This window comes from Paraburkholderia phenoliruptrix (assembly GCF_902859825.1).
In the GTDB taxonomy this organism is placed as follows: Bacteria; Pseudomonadota; Gammaproteobacteria; order Burkholderiales; family Burkholderiaceae; genus Paraburkholderia; species Paraburkholderia phenoliruptrix.
In genome coordinates this window covers 67547-84828 of record NZ_CADIKB010000021.1, presented here as the reverse complement: position 1 = coordinate 84828, position 17282 = coordinate 67547, and the positions used below count along the sequence as shown (strand labels likewise).

Sequence of the window (17282 nt, the reverse complement as noted above, 5' to 3'; positions counted from 1 at the left end):
CGACCTTAACGCAAGCGTTGAACGAGGCGTTGCAAGAGGTGTTGCAGAAGGCGGATCAGAAGCGAATCGTGTCGCGCGAGGCCGGCGCTTTCTCTTGCCGGCCTCGTGTGCCGCTCTCGTTGTGCGTCGGCGCTCTGTTAAAACGCGACGAAGGGTCCGCTTTGCGCGCCTGCCTGTGCGCCGCTAAGCGCGGTGTAGACACTGCGGCCGAAGAAGAACGGCAAGCCCCAGATGAAATAGCTCGGCAATGACGTGTACGACGCAATGTTGTCGAACGCGGCATACACGCTCGCGAGAAGGTTGGCGGTGTTGGCGACCTGGAAGGGCACGGTCGCAGCCCCGACTGCGCCGCTCGTCGGCTTGAGCAGAGCCGATAGGTTCAGCGTTGTCGCCGGTATATAGCGGCCCCATGCGTCGAACGGAATGGTCGTGTCGCGGAAGATGGTCGTGTTCGAGCCGCTGTCGATGACGCCGCTGCCGAATGTGTTCCCCTTGTAGGTCGTCGTGAAATAGCCGTTGCTGTCGAGCGGGATGATGTTCGCGCCGGAAGGCAGCGCATTGTTCTGCTGCGTTCCGATACCGAAGATGAGTTCGCCCGTCGCGCTTGCCTGGCCGCCCGGCTGCAACGAAGGCAGACGGATGATCGTGCCGTTGTTGTCGGTCGTGAAGTCCGCCACCGGATTCATGATTTGCGTGTCGAGCGGCACGCGCGTGTTCATGCACGGTCCCGTGGACGGGCAGTAGTAGTACGTTGCCGGCAGCACGTATTGTGCGGCGAGCGGAAAGTCGCGGACCGCGGAGCCGATGCCGACCACACCGTTCGCACCGAGCTGCGCGACGCTGCCGATATCGACGATGCCGCGCGACGCGCAATCCGTCGGCGTGGCATTCGCACCGTCGCCGATGATCTGCACCGGCAAGTTGCCCGCGAGCTTCCCACCGATGCTCACGTCCGCACGCTTGACCGAGCCCCACGTATAACCCGACGCGAACACCGCGCATTCGGAGATGGGCAGGTTGTGGCTGGCGTCGTCGGACGCGCCTGTCTGCGCGGGCAAGCTGCGCGCGAGCGCTGAGCCGAGCGCCGTGGCGAGCACACGTACGCCTGCGGAGCCGGTATCGAGCACCATGTGATCGATGGTCGCGCATTGATTCGCGCCTTGTACGCCAGGAATGCAGATCGTGACGGTGACGTAGGGCGTGTTGGCAAAGCCGCCCGTCCATCGTTCGATGGCGATGGGGACTGTGTTGGGGGTTGGCGTCGGAGTTGGAGTTGGGGTTGGCGTCGGAGTTGGAGTTGGGGTTGGCGTCGGAGTTGGAGTTGGGGTTGGGGTTGGAGTTGGAGTTGGGGTTGGAGTTGGAGCCGGAGCCGGAGCCGGAGTTGGAGTCGGGCTTGGAGTCGGAGTCGGAGTTGGAGTTGGAGCCGGAGCGGGAGCGGGAGCGGGAGTCGGAGCGGGAGTCGGAGCGGGAGCCGGAGCCGGAGGTCGAATTGGGCTAGGGCTAGGGCTAGGAGTCGGAGATGGACTCGGACTCGCCGCGGGCTTCGGAACCGGTGCCGCCGCAGGTGCCGGCGCCGATGCGGGCGAAGGACTTGACGAAGCAGGAGCAGAACTCTGATTCGCCGGAGCTCCGGAAGCCGGAGCCGAAGCGCCCGCTTTTTCGTTATTCTGCGCGGCGCTATTCGTACCGCCGTCGTTGCCGCCGCCCCCGCCGCAGCCCGCAAGCCCGACGCCAGCCGTTAGTAAAGCGAAACAAATTGTCTTGTTAAAAGTATTCATTGGTTTGTGGTTTCATGAATCGACGCCTGCCGTTACCGGATGTCTTCAGCGCGAACATTGGCGGGCAGGAGCCGCGGCAGAATGGCTTTGCCGAGGAAATTGCCAGGCCGGCCGACCGATTCGATCTGGAAGTCGTCGCTGCGCTCGATCAATGGACCTGTACCGCGAGGCCGCCCCCCACCCGCCGACGCCGCGCGGTAAAAATAAGTGCCCAGCAAGGTGTTCATATCCGGGCGAACCGGCCCCTGCCACGCGACGGCAAACACCACGTTGGTGGGCAGCACATACTCGCGAATAGCGACGCCGTCCGGGTCGCGTGCTTCGTGCACGGTGTAGGAGGCCGAAGCGGCAGGTGCGGTAACAGCCGCTGCGGACCGCAGCAACGGTTGCGGCCTGGCATGGAGGGTCGGCGTACTACCCAACGCCGCATAAGAAACCGTCGGCAACATCACCGCGACGGCGAAAGCGGCCTTTACAAAATTCATCGGAATGCTCCAGAAATCAGGTCGGAGCATGTTGCCAGCGCAGCCATATCGGAATATGCCGAGAAGGCTGCATGTGCATTGGGAAAGGGCGGAAGAAGGCGCGGCCATCACGCCGCGCGCTAGTGTCGCAAAAGATCAGAACGCGACGAACGGTCCGCTCTGGTTGCCGATTTTCACATTCCCGATGGCCGTGTACACGTCGCGTCCATAGAAGAATGGCAGTCCCCACAGGAACATGCCGCCCTTGTGATACGCGAAGTAGGAGCCGGCGTTGCTCAGCGCGTTGTAACCGGCTGAGCGGAGGGCGCGTGGGTCGGCGACGGTGAACGGCATATTGACCGGCTTGCCGGCGCCGTTCGTGGACTCCAACGTGGCGCTGAGATTGAGCGGTGCGGCCGGTATGTACCAATCGTCCGCCGTGGCCGCAATGGTGTCGTCCGGGAAAGCATAGGAGTTCGTGCCGCTGTCTATGGCGCTGCGGGTGAAGGCGCGGCCCTGGTACTGCGTCGTGAAGTTGCCGTATTTGTCGACGGCAAGCACAGTCGTGGTGGTCGGCATGACATTGTTCTGCTGCGTCCCGATGCCGAATACGAGTTGTCCTGTCACGCTCGTCTGACCGCCGGCCGGCACGGCGGGCAGCCGGATAATCGCGCCGTTGTTGTCCGCGGCGAATGCGACGATCGGATTCCTGACTTCCTTGCCGGCCAGCATACGTGTGCTGGTGCACGAGTTCTGCGACGGACAATAGTAATAGTTGCCCGGAATCGCGGTGGTCACCGCGTCGGCGGAGTCGCTCGCGAAATTGTCGATGCCGAGAATGCCGTTGACTCCGGCAAAGGCGCCCGCGCCGATGTCGGCGCCGTAGTTGCTGCAGTCGTCGGGCGTGGGGTAGGCGCCATCCGCATAGATCTGAATGGGGAGATTGCTCGCGGTCTTGCTGCCGATCGTGATGTCGGCTCGCTTGACTGAGCCCCACGTGTAGCCCGACGCGAACGGCATGCATTCGACAATGGGCGCGGAGCCGCTTGTGTCGTCGACAGCGCCGACCTGCGTCAACAGCAGCGGCGCCAGCGTGGGGATCGCGCGTGCCGCGATGCGCACGCCCGTGGAGCCGGTGTCGACGAGCATGTTGTCCACGGTCACGCATTGCGGCGGGGTCTGCGTGCCTGGCGTGCCCTGTGTGCTCTGAGTGCCCGGAACGCAGACCTTGATGGATGCCTTCAGCATGTTGATGCTGCCCATCGAATTGTCCACACGGACCTCGACCGTGTTGTCGCCCGTAGCGGGCAGCGACGAATTCCCCGAGCCGCCGGAGGTGCCGGCGCCGTGTGGTGTCCATTCCGGCGTGGCGTTCCAGCCAACCGCATTGCTGCCCTGATTGTTGCTGCCGCCGCTGCCTCCGCCGCCGCACGCGGACAGCATGAAAATCGCCATGGCGGCGGCGAGCGCCAGTGTCTTCTTCAATGTGTTCATCAGTGTTCTCTTCGCGCTGGCCGACGGTTACTCGAGGTCGCGCGGGCGCACGCCTGCGGGCACGAGACGCGGCACCCAGGCCATGCCGAAGAAGCGCCCGAGGCGCCCTGCGGATTCGATGCGGAAATCGTCGTTGCCTTCTATTAGTGGGCCGGAGCCGCGCACCCCGTTCTGGCCGGCTGCAACGTAATTGGTGAAATAGCTGCCGAGGAGCGCGCGCATGTCCGGACGAACCGGCCCGTCCCAGCTGACAGCAAACACGACGTTGGCCGGCAGCAGGTATTCGCGGATGGTGACGCCGTTTGCGTCAACGGTCTGGCGCACGGAGTACGCCGTCGTGCTGACCGGTGCACCCGCCGATAACGGCGTCGCGCTCGCCGAGGCCGGCTGCGCGGCGGCGGCCCGCAGCGCGAGCGGCAGGGACGCGGCCGCGACCGGCGCGCCCCCGAGGGCTGCATACGACGACAGCGGCAACGTAGTCGCGGCCAGCACCGCGATCTTCATGAATCTCATCACACAGGGCTCCAGAACGAACGGAGCATGGTGCCTGTGTGGTGTTCGCAAAAGCCTGCGAAATTTCGCAACGACAAGGAGGAAGAGGACGAACAAATTGCGACGCGCGTGCGTTGCAGTGCGCGACGAGCGGCCTTGCGTGCATTCATTCAGCAAGACCGCCCGTCGGCGCTTCGGCGATCAGACCTGAGCCTGTCCGCCGTCGACGAACAACTCAGCGCCGTTCACGAAGCTCGCGTCATCGGAGGCGAGGAAAAGCGCTGCGCCGGCGATTTCCTCCGGCTCGCCGACCCGCCCCATCGGAATACGCGAGGCGAGATAGTCGAGCAGGCCTTGCTGTTGCGCCGTGTCAGGGCCGGCCAGTTCGACGAGGCCGGGCGTTCTCGTCGCACCCGGGCTGATCGTGTTCACGCGGATCTGGCGATCCTTCAGATCGAGGATCCAGCTGCGCGCAAAGGCGCGGATCGCGGCTTTCGACGCCGAATAGACGCTGAAGGCGGCGGTGCCCTCGATGGTCGTCGTCGAGCCGGCGAGAATCACGGACGCGCCTTGGGCGAGCAGCGGCAAGGCCTTTTGCACGGTGAAGAGCGTGCCCTTCACATTGCGCTCGAACGTGTCGTCGTAATGCGCCTCGGTGATCTCGCCGAGCGGCAGCATCGAGCCGCCGCCGGCGTTCGCGAAGAGCACGTCGAGACGCCCCTTTTCGCCGCGAATCTGTTCGTACAGCGCGTCGAGCTGTTCGAGCTTCGACGAATCGACGCGTACGCCCGTGGCGTTGCCGACCGCGGCGACGGCCGCATCGAGCTCCGCCTGCCGGCGGCCGGTGATATAGACGTGCGCGCCTTCCGCTGCAAAGCGCTTTGCGGTGGCGAGTCCAATGCCGCTGGTGGCGCCGGTGACCAGGGCGATTTTGCCTTCGAGCTTGCGTGCCATGATGTTGCTCCTTTGCTGTGAAGTCGCGTTGACCGGGTTGGTGCCGCGATGTGAAGAGAATATCGACGCCCGCGTCGTTTCGAAATAGAATCGATAGAAAACCATCGTTGCAAAAATGAAATGACCAAGCTTCCCGACTTCGAAGGGCTCGCCATGTTCGCGAAGGTGGCCGAGGAGGGCTCGTTCGCGGCCGCGGCGCGTGCGATGGGGGTCTCGGTGCCCACCGTCTCGCGGGCCGTGGCGCGGCTCGAGGAGCGTCTTGGCGCGAGGCTGTTCAACCGCACGTCGCGCCAGCTCGCGTTGACCGAGTTCGGCCGTACGGTCTGCGAGAAGGCCGGCGACGTGTACCGGCTCGCCGAAGACGCCGAAAATGCCGCGCGCGAAATGTCGGCAGAGCCGCGAGGGCTGATTCGTCTCGCGGTGCCGATGTCGTTCGGCGTGCGTTGGGTGGCGCCGCTCTTGCCGGACTTCTTGCGCCGCTATCCGGAGGTGTCGATCGATCTGCACCTGTCGGATGCAACCGTCGATCTCGTCGCGCAAGGCTTCGACGCTGCGCTGCGCATTGCCGCGCTGCCCGATTCGTCGCTGGTGGCGCGGCGCCTGTGTGCCGTCTCGCAGCTTCTGGTGGCGACGCCCGGCTATCTGCAACGCTGCGGCCGGCCTCTTCATCCTCGCGAGCTTGCCGCGAGGCCGTGCCTCTCCTACGCGTACCGCGCGCGCAGCGACGTCTGGCGCTTTACCAACGATGCGGGCGAAGAAGAGGCCGTCACGCCGGCCGGCCCTTTGCGGGTCAACAACGCGGACGCGCTGCTGCCGACGCTGCTCGCCGGGCTTGCGATCGCCGAGTTGCCCGACTTCATGGCGAGCGAATATCTGGCTGACGGACGGCTGGAGGCGATTCTGAGCGGTTGGCATCTGACGCGAGGCGGGCTCTATTTCGTCACGCCATCGGCAAGAGCGCGGCCCGCAAAGGTCGCGGCGCTGGCGGACTTTCTTGCCGCACACCTGAGCGCACCCACGTGGCTTGCGGCGCAATAGCCGCAGCCGGATGCTCGTGTGTCCGTGGGGCCGAATCAACGATTGGTCGAAAAAGCGCAACAATCGTTCTCAACCGCCGCTCTTCCATAACGCGGGGCGCGTCCGTATTCTCCCTCCACCGTGTACCGCGCGGTTCGTATTGGAGTTGGCCCGACAGTCAGCGCGAATCGTGCTGGCTTTCGTCACATTGGCGCCGGATCATGTAGCCGGCTATCGCCCGACAACCTGAAACAGGAGAAACGACCATGCCGTACGTCGCAACGAAGGACAACGTCGAGATTTTCTACAAGGACTGGGGCCCGAAGGACGCGCAGCCTGTCGTCTTCCATCACGGCTGGCCCTTGTCTTCCGACGACTGGGATGCGCAGATGCTCTTCTTCGTGCAGAACGGTTATCGCGTGATTGCGCATGACCGGCGCGGCCACGGCCGCTCGTCGCAAGTGTCGGACGGACACGACATGGACCACTACGCCGCGGATGCGTTTGCGGTCGCCGAGGCGCTCGATCTGCGCAATGCCGTGCATATCGGCCATTCCACGGGCGGCGGCGAGGTGGCGCGTTATGTGGCGAAGCACGGCGAGCCCGCCGGCCGTGTCGCGAAGGCCGTGCTGGTGAGCGCCGTGCCGCCGCTGATGCTCAAGACCGAGGCAAATCCGGAGGGCCTGCCGCTTGAGGTTTTCGACGGCTTTCGCAAGGCGCGCCGACAATCGCGCGCAGTTTTTCGTCGACGTTCCGGCGGGTCCGTTCTACGGCTTCAACCGGCCGGGCGCGACGGTGCACCAGGGCGTGATCCACAACTGGTGGCGTCAGGGCATGATGGGCAGCGCGAAAGCGCATTACGACGGCATCAAAGCCTTCTCGGAAACGGATCAGACCGAAGACCTGCGCGCGATTTCGGTGCCGACGCTGGTGCTGCACGGCGAAGACGATCAGATCGTGCCGATCGCGGACTCCGCGCACAAGTCGATCGAGCTGTTGAAGAACGGCACGCTGAAGACGTATCCGGGCTTCTCGCACGGCATGCTGACGGTGAATGCCGACGTGCTCAACGCGGATCTTCTGGCGTTCGTGCGAGGGTAAAGCGCGCCTCCGCGCCCCGGCGTCGCTGGGGCGCTATTTCGACCCGGTGAAGAAGCCGCCGCTCGGCGCAAGAAAACGCGTGCCGGCGCGGCTTCAGCGCGGCGGAATAATCAGTACGTCGGCACCGACGGATCGACCTGACGCGACCACGCGTCAATGCCGCCTTGCAGATTGAACACGTTCGCGTGGCCGCGCGACTCGAGGAACATCGCGACCTGGGCGCTGCGCGCGCCGTGATGGCAGATGCAGACGATCTGCGCGTCATCGTCCAGTTCTTCGCTGCGTGCCGGAATTTCACGCATGGGAATCGACACGATGCCGGGCATGGCGGCGGTCTGGATTTCCCACGGTTCGCGCACGTCGAGCAGCACAGGAGCGGGGCGCGACGTGTCGGCGAGCCATTCGGCGAGAGCGGGAGCGGTGAGGTTTTGCATCAGCGGGACTTCCGTTCGAAGGACGGCGCGGCGCGCGCCGTCCATGAAAAACAGGCGGATCAGAACTTGAAGCGCGGCGGCTGCACGGCGTTGACGAGCGGCTCGACATACGTTTCGAACACGTCGGCAATGCGGTACTGCTTTTCGTCGATGCGCGTGATGATCTGCGCCTTCATGACCGGCGCCGTGCCGACGAACGCAGCCAGCCGGCCGCCGATTTTCAGATGCTCCAGAATGTCCTGCGGCAGCACGGGCAGGCCGCCCGACACGCAGATCACGTCATACGGTGCGGCGGCGGCCCAGCCGCGCGCGGCGTCGCCGGTGGCGACTTCCACGTTGAGCACGCCGTTGGCGATGAGGTTGGTCTTGGCCAGTTCCGCCAGTTCCGGTTCGATGTCTACCGTCAGCACATGTTGCGCGCGATGCGCGAGCAACGCCGCCATATAACCCGAGCCGGCGCCGATTTCGAGCACGCTTTCGTGCTTCTTCACCGCCAGTTCCTGCAGCACGCGCGCCTCGACGCGCGGCGCCAGCATGTGCTGGCCGGCCGGCAGCGGCACTTCGAAGTCGGCGAAAGCCAGTTCGCGGTACGCGGCGGGGACGAAGTTCTCACGCTTGACGATCGACAGCAGATTCAGCACGTCCTGGTCGAGCACTTCCCAGGGGCGGATCTGCTGTTCGATCATGTTGAAACGCGCTTGCTCGATGTTCATGGTGGATTTGCGGTTCTGGTTTGGCGAGTGTGGCGATTTTTCCGCTGCGCGGGGGGCGGGCATGGAGCCGGCGGCGCGCCCGCGCAGGGTAACTGCGGGATTGTACCAAATGGCGCCCGGGTTCCGGGCTTGGGCGGGCGCCTGGCCGTGCCGGCTCCGGTTCGTCTTGCCCCCGTGTTTATCCCTAGCAATCCGGCCTTGCAGTTCGGCGCGTCTTCGCCAAAAAATGTAATCGATTACATTTGCGGAAGCCGATTGCGTGTCCAAACCGACGTCAAAAGCGAAGCCTGCCTCGGTGGCCGGGAGCCGAGCGGAGCCCGACGTGCGGCCCGACGTGCAGCCCGAACTGCACTCCGAGCCGCAGCCGGAGTGGCGGGCTGGACCGCGTCGCCAGCCGCACGCGCAGTCGCGCTCGTCCGAGCCGGCCGGACCTGCCCGGCCCGCCGCCGAAGGCCTGTCGATTGCCGGCGTTGCGCGGCAAGCCGGCGTTTCGGTCGCCACGGTGTCGCGCGTCCTGAACGCCCACGAGAATGTCCGGCCCGCGACGCGCGACAAGGTGCTGGCGGCCATCGACGCAAGCGGCTACCGCGTCAACGAACTCGCGCGCAACTTGCGCACGGCGGAAAGCCGCCTGCTGCTGACCATGGTGCCCGACTTCGGCAATCCGTTTTACGCGGAGATCGTGCGCGGCATCGACAGTGTGGCGCGCCAGCACGGCTACTTCATGCTGTTGTGCGACACCGGCGCGGACGCCGGCCGCGAGCGCAGCTACTTTGACCTGCTGCGTCGCCGCCGCGCGGACGGCGCCATCTGTCTCGACCCGGCGACGATCCAGCAGGCGCTCGGCGAAGCGTCCAGCGCGCTGCCGTGGGTCGCCTGCTGCGAGTTCGAGCCGTCGATGGGCGTGCCCTACGTCGGCATCGACAACTACCGGGCTGCCGGCGACGCGGTGCGGCATCTGCTCGCGCGCGGTCACCGGCGCATCGCGCTCATCAATTCCGACATCGACTATCTGTACGCGCGGCAGCGGCAGCAAGGCTATCTCGACGCGCTGACCGAGGCGGGCATCACGCCGCTCGAAGATTGGCGCATGAACCTCAACAGTCTCGACTACGAGGCGGGCGCTTCGGCCGCCGCCGTGCTGATGGAGCCGTCGCACCCGAAAAACGCCGCGCCGACCGCGATCTTCGCCGTGTCGGACACGCTCGCGACCGGCGTGCTGCACGGCCTGCGCAGCATCGGCAAACGCGTGCCCGATGACATCGCCGTGGTCGGCTTCGACGACATCTCGATCGCGTCGCAAGTCGATCCGCCGCTCACCACCATCGCGCAGCCGATGCGCGAGCTCGGCGAAACCGCCGCGCGCCTGCTGTTGCAACGGCTCGCGAATCCGCTCGCGAGCGTGCCGGGCGTGCTGCTGCCGCATCGGCTCGTGATTCGCGGGAGCACCTGAATCATGAGCCTCGCGATCCGCTTCGACGACATCCGCAAGGACTTCGGCCCCGTGCGCGTGCTGCACGGCGTGAGCTTCGAACTCGCGCCCGGGCGTATCTACGGTCTGCTCGGCGAGAACGGCGCGGGTAAGTCGACGCTGATGAAAATCCTCGCCGGCTATGAAACCGCGACCTCGGGCACCGTGCTCGTGGATGGCCGCGCGCAGCATTTCAACGGCTCGCGCGAGGCGGAGTCGCAAGGCATCGTGCTGATTCACCAGGAGTTCAATCTCGCCGAGCATCTGACGATTGCGCAGAACATGTATCTCGGCCACGAGAAGCGCCGCGGCTGGTTCGTCGACGACGCCGCGATGCGCGCCGAAGCCGCGCGCTATCTTGCACAGGTCGGGCTCGACAAGGCGCCGGATACGAAGGTGCGCGAGCTGATCGTCGCGGAAAAGCAGATGGTGGAGATCGCCAAAGCGCTATCGCGCCGTGCGCGTCTGCTCATCATGGACGAGCCCACGGCAACGCTCACGCCGTCCGAGACCGAGCGTCTCTTCGCGCTGATGGCAAAGCTGAAGGCGGACGGCGTCACCATTGTCTACATCTCGCACAAGCTCGACGAAGTGGAGCGCATCACCGACGAGGTCATCGTGATGCGCGACGGCCGCTTCGTCGCGCGCAATGAGACTGCGGCGCTCGCGCGGCAACAGATGGCGAACCTGATGGTCGGCCGCGACGTCTCGGACATGTTCCCCGACAAGATCACGGTGCCCGCGACCGCGCCCGTTGCATTGAAGGTGGAGGGGCTCACGGTGCCGGACTGGGTCGACGGTTTGAGCTTCGACGTGCGCGCCGGCGAAGTGCTGGGCTTCGCGGGGCTTGTCGGCGCGGGCCGCACGGAAGCGTTCGAAGCGATCATCGGATTGCGCAAGCGCACGGCGGGGCGCATCGAGATCGCAGGCCGCCCGGTCGAGCTGAACAACCCGCGCGACGCGATGCGCCACGGCCTCACGTATCTCAGCGAGGATCGCAAAGGCAAGGGCCTGCACGTGAATCTGAACCTGCAGGACAACCTCACGCTGATGACGCTGGAGCGCTATACGCATCCGCTCCTCGATCTGAAGGCGGGCCGCGAGGCGTTAAAGCGCGCCGTCAGCGAATTTGGCATTCGCACCGGCGACCTGGCGAGCCGCGCGCGCATGCTCTCCGGCGGCAACCAGCAGAAGCTCGCGCTCGCCAAGTTCCTGCAGCCCGAGCCCGACGTGATCGTGCTCGACGAACCGACACGCGGCGTGGATGTCGGCGCCAAACGCGACATCTATTTCCTGATTCATCGCCTCGCCGCGCAAGGCCGCGCGGTGATCGTCATTTCATCCGAACTGATCGAGCTGATCGGCTTGTGCCATCGCGTCGCCGTGATGCGCGCGGGGCGTCTGCAAGCCACGCTCACGCTCGACCACCTGACCGAAGAGGAGTTGATCGCCCATGCGACCGGCACCCACTGAAGCCGTGCAATCCGGCCGCGCGTTGCGCTTTGCGCAGCGTCTGTATGCGCTTGGGCCGTTCGCCGGTCTGATTGCGCTGTGCGTCGTCGGCACGCTGCTGAACCGCGACTTCGCGACGCTCGACAACATGATGAATGTGCTCACGCGCACGTCGTTTATCGGCATCATCGCGGTCGGCATGACGTTCGTGATCATCTCGGGCGGCATCGATCTTTCTGTCGGCTCGATGGCCGCGTTGATCGCGGGCAGCATGATCTGGCTGATGAACGGGCTCGCGGCGGGCGTGGGCGGCCATACGTTCGCGCCGCTCGCGATCGTGATCCTCGGCATTGTGTTCGCGCTCGTGCTGGGCGGACTGTTCGGCTGTGCGCATGGCCTGCTCATCACCAAAGGAAGGATCGAGCCGTTCATCGTCACGCTGGGAACGCTCGGCATCTTTCGCGCGGTGCTCACATGGCTCGCCGACGGTGGCGCGCTGACGCTCGATAATTCGTTGTCCGATCTTTATGGGCCGGTCTATTACGCGAGCCTCTTCGGCGTGCCCGTGCCGATCTGGGTGTTTCTCGTGACGGCGGCAGGCGGCGCGCTGATTCTCAATCGCACGGCATTTGGCCGGCATGTGCAGGCCATCGGCTCAAACGAACAGGTCGCGCGTTATGCGGCGATTCGCGTGGATACCGTCAAGATCATCACCTATGTGCTGCTCGGCATTTGCGTCGGCGTGGCGACCGTGCTGTACGTGCCGCGTCTCGGCTCGGCGACGCCGACCACGGGCTTGCTGTGGGAGCTGGAGGCGATTGCCTCGGTGGTGGTGGGCGGCACGGCGCTCAAGGGCGGCGAGGGACGCGTGATCGGCACGGTCATTGGCGCCATTCTGCTTTCCGTGATTGCCAATATTCTGAATCTCACCAGCATCATCAGCGTGTATCTGAACGCGGCGGTGCAGGGCGTCGTGATTATTTTCGTCGCGTTCGTGCAACGCGGACGGCGGTAGCCATTCGCAGTGAAACAACGGCAGGGGCGCCCGCGCGCCTCATAACAGCAGATAGGAGACGCAACCATGAAGCAGGTCATTCGAGCGATCGGCGCCGGCATGCTGGCGTTGGGCATATTGGGTAGCGCAGGCGCGGCGCGCGCCGACGACAAGGTCACGCTGGGCGTCGCCATTCCAACCGCCGACCACGGCTTTACGGGCGGCATCGTCTGGTGGGCCAACAAGGCAAAGGCGGATCTGGAGAAAGCGCATCCGAATCTCAAGGTGATCGTAAAGACCGCAGCGGGCGCGCCGGAGCAGGCGAACCAGTTGCAGGATCTCGTCACCGTGAACAAGATCAACGCGCTCGTGATTTTCCCGTTCGAATCGGCGTCTTTGACGCAGCCGGTCGCGCAGGTCAAGAAAAAAGGCGTGTACGTGACGGTGGTGGACCGCGGCCTCACCGACACCAGCGCGCAGGACGCCTATGTGGCCGGCGACAACACCGCGTTCGGCAGAATTCCGGCCGAATATCTGGCGAAGGCGCTCGACGGCAAGGGCGACATCGTCGCGCTGCGTGGCATTCCGACCACGCTCGACAACGAACGCTGGACCGCTTTCACCGGTGTGCTGAAAGGCTATCCGAACATCAAGATTCTCGACGCGAAGTACGCAAACTGGAATCGCGACGATGCGTTCAAGGTGATGCAGGACTACCTCACGCGCTTCAAGCACATCGACGCCGTCTGGGCTGCCGACGACGACATGGCGGTCGGCGTGCTCAAGGCGATCGACCAGGCCAGGCGCAACGACATCAAGATCGTGTTCGGCGGCGCGGGCTCGAAGGGCATGGTCAAGAACGTGATGGACGGCGCGCCGCTCATCAAGGCCGACGTGTCGTACTCGCCGAAATTCATCTACGACGCGATCAAGCTGACGGCCGAGGCGCGGCTGAAGGGCGAGAAATTGCCCGCGACGACAATCATTCCGTCGGTGCTGATCACGAAGGAAAACGCGAAGGACTTCTACTTCCCCGACTCGCCGTTCTGAGCACGAGTCGCAACGCGCGCTCTCGTTAAAGGAGCCACACGATGAGAACCATCAAAGGCCCGGCGATTTTCCTCGCTCAGTTCATGGGCGACGAGGCGCCGTTCGACAATCTCGCCAATCTGGCCAACTGGGCCGCGGGGCTCGGCTTCAAGGGCATTCAGGTGCCGTGCGATACGCGCCTGATCGATCTGGAAAAGGCCGCGTCGAGTCAGGCGTATTGCGACGAGCTGCGCGAAACCGTGGACAACGCGGGCGTGATGATCACCGAGCTGTCGACGCATCTGCAAGGGCAACTGGTGGCCGTCCACCCCGCGTATGACAGCCTGTTCGACGGCTTCGCGGCGCCGCACGTGCGCGGCAATCCGGCGGCGCGCACGCAGTGGGCCGTCGAGCAAATGAAGCACGCGGCGAAAGCGTCGCAGCGTCTGGGGCTCGACACGCATGTGTCGTTTTCGGGCGCGCTCGCGTGGCCGTATGTGTACCCGTGGCCGCAGCGTCCGGCCGGTTTGATCGAAGCCGCATTCGACGAACTCGCGCGCCGCTGGACGCCGATTCTCGACGCGTTCGACGCCGCCGGCGTGAACGTCTGCTACGAGCTGCATCCGGGCGAGGATCTGCACGACGGCGTGACCTTCGAGCGTTTCCTCGCCGCTGTGAAGGATCATCCGCGCGCGAACATCCTTTACGACCCGAGCCATTTCGTGTTGCAGCAGCTCGACTATCTCGCGTTCATCGACATCTATCACGAGCGCATCAAGGCGTTTCATGTGAAGGACGCGGAGTTTCGGCCGAACGGCAGGCAGGGCGTGTACGGCGGCTATAGCGGCTGGGTGGAACGCGCGGGGCGCTTCCGCTCGCTCGGCGATGGGCAGATCGACTTTGGCGCGATTTTTTCGAAGATGGCGCAATACGATTTTCCCGGCTGGGCGGTGCTCGAATGGGAATGCGCGCTCAAGCATCCGCACGACGGCGCGCGCGAGGGCGCGCAGTTCATTCGCGAGCACATCATCCGCGTAGCCGAACATGCATTCGACGACTTCGCGCAAAGCGGCGCCGATGCAGCGCAACTGAAATGCCTGCTCGGCATCTGAAGCGAAGCGCGAACATCAGTGGAAGGAGAGAACGCGATGGCCTACAGACAACTGAGGCTCGGCATGGTGGGCGGCGGGCAGGGCGCCTTTATCGGCGCGGTGCACAGGATCGCCGCGCGCCTCGACGGTCGTTTCGAACTCGTGGCGGGCGCGTTGTCTTCCGACCCGCAACGCGCGCGCGAGAGCGCCGCCGAGGCGGGCATCGCGCGCAGCTATGACGACTGGCGCGAGATGGCGCGCGCGGAAGCGGCACGCGATGACGGCATCGACGCCGTCGCGATCGTCACGCCGAACCATCTGCACGCGCCGGTCGCGACTGCGTTTCTCGAAGCCGGCATCCACGTGGTGTGCGATAAGCCGCTTGCCATCTCGCTGGCGGAAGGGGAGGCGCTCGCGACACTCGCGCGCGAAAAAAACCGGCTTTTCGCGCTCACGCATACCTATTCCGGCTATCCGCTCGTGCGGCACGCGCGCGAAATGATAGAAGCGGGCGAACTCGGCCAGATCCGCGTCGTGCAGGTCGAATACGCGCAAGACTGGCTCGCCGAACCGGTCGAAACCGGCGGCCTGAACAAGCAGGCGGGCTGGCGCACCGACCCGGCGTTAGCGGGACCGGCGGGCTGTCTCGGCGATATCGGCACGCATGCCTACCATCTCGCCGCTTTCGTCACCGGCATGACGCCTGTCGCGCTTTCGGCCGAGTTGCACACCTTCGTGCCGGGCCGGCGCATCGACGATCACGTGCAGGCCATGCTGCGCTACGCGAACGGCGCGCGCGGCATGCTGTGGGCAAGCCAGGTGGCGAGCGGCGCGGAAAACGCGTTGCGTCTGCGCGTGTACGGAACCAAGGCGGGTCTCGCATTCGATCAGGAAGAGCCCAACGAATTGTGGTTCACGCCGCTTGGCGGCTCAGCGCAGCGTTTGACGCGCGCGCGTGTGAGCGGAGCCGCGGCCGCCCACGCGACGCGTGTGCCTGCGGGTCATCCGGAAGGTTATCTGGAGGCGTTCGCGCAGTTGTATCGGGACGCCGCGTTGCAGATCGAGGCGCTCAACGAGGGCCGCGCGCTTCCTGCCGAAAGTCTGCTGCTGACCACCGTGGACGACGGCGTGGCGGGCTTGCGCTTTATCGACGCCGTGCTCGCGAGCAGCGCGGCCAATGGCCAGTGGCGCGAGATCGCGCCGTAAGCGTTCTAGCTTCCTTTGCTTTTTCTGATCTGCGCTTCGAACGCCACATCGAGCTTGCTCGCCTTGCGCGGCTTTTGCGGACCGTACGCGTCGACGAACTTGACGAACTCGTCGAGCGCGAGCGGATCGGACACCTTCTTGTCCGCGCCGCCCGATTTGTCGACGAGGTAAAAGAGGCCGCCGGAGAGGCTGATCGCAGCGAACTGCGGATTGCCGCTGCGCGTTTTCAGCCGCTCGACAGCGTGGATGGCTCGCGTGGTGCGCATGATGTTGGGCTGCTGATAGGTTAAAGCAACTACTTTAGCAATTCGCACAGACCGCCGCCGCGACGGCGGCGGTCGCGTCGAGTAGCGCGCAGCGCGCGCTCGACGCATCCGCCGGCTTACTGACTGAGATACACAAACTTGCCGTTGCGGATGATGCCCATCACGCTCGCGCGCTGATCCAGCCCGACGTGGTCCTTCGCGCTCGTATTGACGACGCCGTTCGGCACGACCAGTTCATGCGCGTGTTCGAGTTCGTTGCGCAATGCGACGCGGAAAGCCGGCGTGCCGGGTTGCGCCGTTTTCAGCGCGCGCGTCACGGCGTCCTGCAGGCGCGGGTAGACGCCGGCGGCATCGCCCGCGAATTGCGTCACGCTGCCCGGACCGTACTTCGCTTCGTACTCGTTCGTGAAGGCGAGGGCTGCCTTCTTCGCGGGATGATCGGCCGGCAGCGTGCGCGCGACGACGACAGGCTGCGTCGGAAACAGCGTGCCCTCCACATCCTTGCCGCCCAGCTTGATGAACTCGGGCGTTGCGATGCCGTGCGTCTGATAGATCGGCCCCTTATAGCCGCGCTCGATTAACGTGCGTTGCGGCAGCACCGTCGGCGTGCCCGCGCCTGCAATCAGGATCGCGTCCGGTTTCGCGGCCATCAGCTTGAGAATCTGCCCGGTAACGCTCGCGTCGGTGCGGTTATAGCGCTCGGTCGCAACCAGCTGGATGTGGCGCAGCGCCGCGAACTTGCTGAACTCATTCAACCAGCTTTCGCCGTAGCCGTCCGCGAAACCGATGAAGCCCACCGTCTTCACGTTGTGGTTCGACATGTAGCGCGTCATTACGTCGGCCATCGCGCTGTCAGTCTGCGCCATCTTGTAGGCCCAGACTTTCTTGCCTTCCTGCGGTTCCACGACGCTCGCCGAGCCGATCAGCGTGATCATCGGCGTCTGGCTTTCGGCGACGGGGTCAAGCGCGGCCATGGCGGCCGGCGTGATGTTCGGACCGACGATCACGTCGACGTGGTCCTCGTTGATCAGCTTGCGGATGTTGCGCACGGCGGCGCCCGGGTCGGAACCGTCGTCGAGGAAAATGTAGTCCGCTTTCTGGCCGGCGATGGTGGCCGGCCACATCAGCATCGCGTTCTTGCTGGTAATGCCGATCACGGCCGCCGGGCCGGTGCTCGACAGGTCGATGCCGACCTTGATGTCGGCGTGCGCGGCGGTGGCGAGCCATAGCGCGCCGAGAGCGGCCAGGCCGCGAAGTCTGTTCTTATGCGACGTCATCGTGTGGGTCTCCGTAGCGGGAAATGCAAAGCGCGTGGTAAGCGGTGAA

Annotated in this window: 17 protein-coding genes and 1 pseudogene; 9 read left to right on the top strand and 9 right to left on the bottom strand. The window is 64.9% G+C overall.

Annotated elements, in window-relative coordinates:
* Positions 1 to 137: 137 nt before the first annotated feature.
* The 5 genes from HV711_RS20265 to HV711_RS20245 all read right to left on the bottom strand — a co-directional run bounded on the left by HV711_RS20265 (position 138) and on the right by HV711_RS20245 (position 5182).
* Positions 138 to 1778: a DUF3443 domain-containing protein gene (locus tag HV711_RS20265; protein WP_082201466.1), complete on the bottom strand. Its 1641-nt coding sequence runs from the start codon at positions 1776 to 1778 to the stop codon at positions 138 to 140.
* Between the two features lie 32 nt (positions 1779 to 1810).
* Positions 1811 to 2263 (bottom strand): DUF2844 domain-containing protein, encoded by a 453-nt coding sequence (locus HV711_RS20260; RefSeq protein WP_035481182.1) that lies wholly within the window; start codon positions 2261 to 2263, stop codon positions 1811 to 1813.
* 135 nt (positions 2264 to 2398) lie between these two features.
* Positions 2399 to 3736 (bottom strand): DUF3443 family protein, encoded by a 1338-nt coding sequence (locus tag HV711_RS20255; RefSeq protein WP_035481180.1) that lies wholly within the window; start codon positions 3734 to 3736, stop codon positions 2399 to 2401.
* Between the two features lie 27 nt (positions 3737 to 3763).
* The gene (locus tag HV711_RS20250) at positions 3764 to 4249 is read right to left on the bottom strand and encodes a DUF2844 domain-containing protein (RefSeq protein ID WP_013587429.1); all 486 of its coding nucleotides are present in this window, start codon (positions 4247 to 4249) and stop codon (positions 3764 to 3766) included.
* 180 nt (positions 4250 to 4429) lie between these two features.
* A complete protein-coding gene (locus HV711_RS20245; protein ID WP_035481177.1) occupies positions 4430 to 5182 on the bottom strand; it encodes an SDR family NAD(P)-dependent oxidoreductase in 753 nt (250 codons plus the stop codon).
* 120 nt (positions 5183 to 5302) lie between these two features.
* Between HV711_RS20245 and HV711_RS20240 the strand changes: the two genes are divergently transcribed.
* The 3 genes and pseudogenes from HV711_RS20240 to HV711_RS33965 all read left to right on the top strand — a co-directional run bounded on the left by HV711_RS20240 (position 5303) and on the right by HV711_RS33965 (position 7300).
* Positions 5303 to 6220 (top strand): LysR family transcriptional regulator, encoded by a 918-nt coding sequence (locus HV711_RS20240; RefSeq protein WP_035481174.1) that lies wholly within the window; start codon positions 5303 to 5305, stop codon positions 6218 to 6220.
* A gap of 245 nt (positions 6221 to 6465) precedes the next feature.
* Positions 6466 to 7020 (top strand): annotated as a pseudogene (locus tag HV711_RS20235) (alpha/beta fold hydrolase); the annotation flags it as partial.
* A gap of 13 nt (positions 7021 to 7033) precedes the next feature.
* Entirely contained in the window at positions 7034 to 7300 is a 267-nt protein-coding gene (locus tag HV711_RS33965; RefSeq protein WP_367648580.1) for an alpha/beta fold hydrolase, read from the top strand.
* Between the two features lie 110 nt (positions 7301 to 7410).
* On the opposite strand, the gene HV711_RS20230 is transcribed toward HV711_RS33965, so the two are convergent.
* Both HV711_RS20230 and HV711_RS20225 read right to left on the bottom strand, forming a co-directional pair.
* Positions 7411 to 7734, bottom strand: a complete 324-nt coding sequence (locus HV711_RS20230; RefSeq protein WP_006048574.1) for a rhodanese-like domain-containing protein — start codon at positions 7732 to 7734, stop codon at positions 7411 to 7413.
* A 59-nt stretch (positions 7735 to 7793) separates the two neighbouring features.
* On the bottom strand, positions 7794 to 8447 hold the full coding sequence (locus HV711_RS20225; RefSeq protein ID WP_013587434.1) for a protein-L-isoaspartate O-methyltransferase family protein: 654 nt from the start codon (positions 8445 to 8447) through the stop codon (positions 7794 to 7796).
* 454 nt (positions 8448 to 8901) lie between these two features.
* Here HV711_RS20225 and HV711_RS20220 point away from each other — a divergent pair, with 454 nt between their 5' ends.
* The 6 genes from HV711_RS20220 (at position 8902) to HV711_RS20195 (ending at position 15690) form a co-directional block, all read left to right on the top strand.
* Positions 8902 to 9900, top strand: a complete 999-nt coding sequence (locus tag HV711_RS20220) for a LacI family DNA-binding transcriptional regulator (RefSeq protein WP_244142711.1) — start codon at positions 8902 to 8904, stop codon at positions 9898 to 9900.
* Positions 9901 to 9903: 3 nt separating this feature from the next.
* Positions 9904 to 11391, top strand: a complete 1488-nt coding sequence (locus tag HV711_RS20215; RefSeq protein ID WP_035482880.1) for a sugar ABC transporter ATP-binding protein — start codon at positions 9904 to 9906, stop codon at positions 11389 to 11391.
* Positions 11372 to 12385, top strand: coding sequence for an ABC transporter permease (locus HV711_RS20210; RefSeq protein WP_013587437.1), 1014 nt, complete (start codon positions 11372 to 11374; stop codon positions 12383 to 12385). The genes HV711_RS20215 and HV711_RS20210 overlap by 20 nt, the downstream gene beginning before the upstream one ends.
* A 66-nt stretch (positions 12386 to 12451) precedes the next feature.
* Positions 12452 to 13414 (top strand): substrate-binding domain-containing protein, encoded by a 963-nt coding sequence (locus HV711_RS20205; protein ID WP_028360371.1) that lies wholly within the window; start codon positions 12452 to 12454, stop codon positions 13412 to 13414.
* Positions 13415 to 13455: 41 nt separating this feature from the next.
* Entirely contained in the window at positions 13456 to 14505 is a 1050-nt protein-coding gene (locus HV711_RS20200; RefSeq protein ID WP_035482879.1) for a sugar phosphate isomerase/epimerase family protein, read from the top strand.
* Between the two features lie 36 nt (positions 14506 to 14541).
* Positions 14542 to 15690: a Gfo/Idh/MocA family protein gene (locus HV711_RS20195; RefSeq protein ID WP_035482878.1), complete on the top strand. Its 1149-nt coding sequence runs from the start codon at positions 14542 to 14544 to the stop codon at positions 15688 to 15690.
* Between the two features lie 5 nt (positions 15691 to 15695).
* Here the strand turns inward: HV711_RS20195 and HV711_RS20190 are convergent, their stop codons facing one another.
* Positions 15696 to 15956 (bottom strand): hypothetical protein, encoded by a 261-nt coding sequence (locus HV711_RS20190; protein ID WP_028360374.1) that lies wholly within the window; start codon positions 15954 to 15956, stop codon positions 15696 to 15698.
* 116 nt (positions 15957 to 16072) lie between these two features.
* Entirely contained in the window at positions 16073 to 17233 is a 1161-nt protein-coding gene (locus HV711_RS20185) for an ABC transporter substrate-binding protein (RefSeq protein ID WP_013587442.1), read from the bottom strand.
* Positions 17234 to 17282 lie beyond the last annotated feature (49 nt).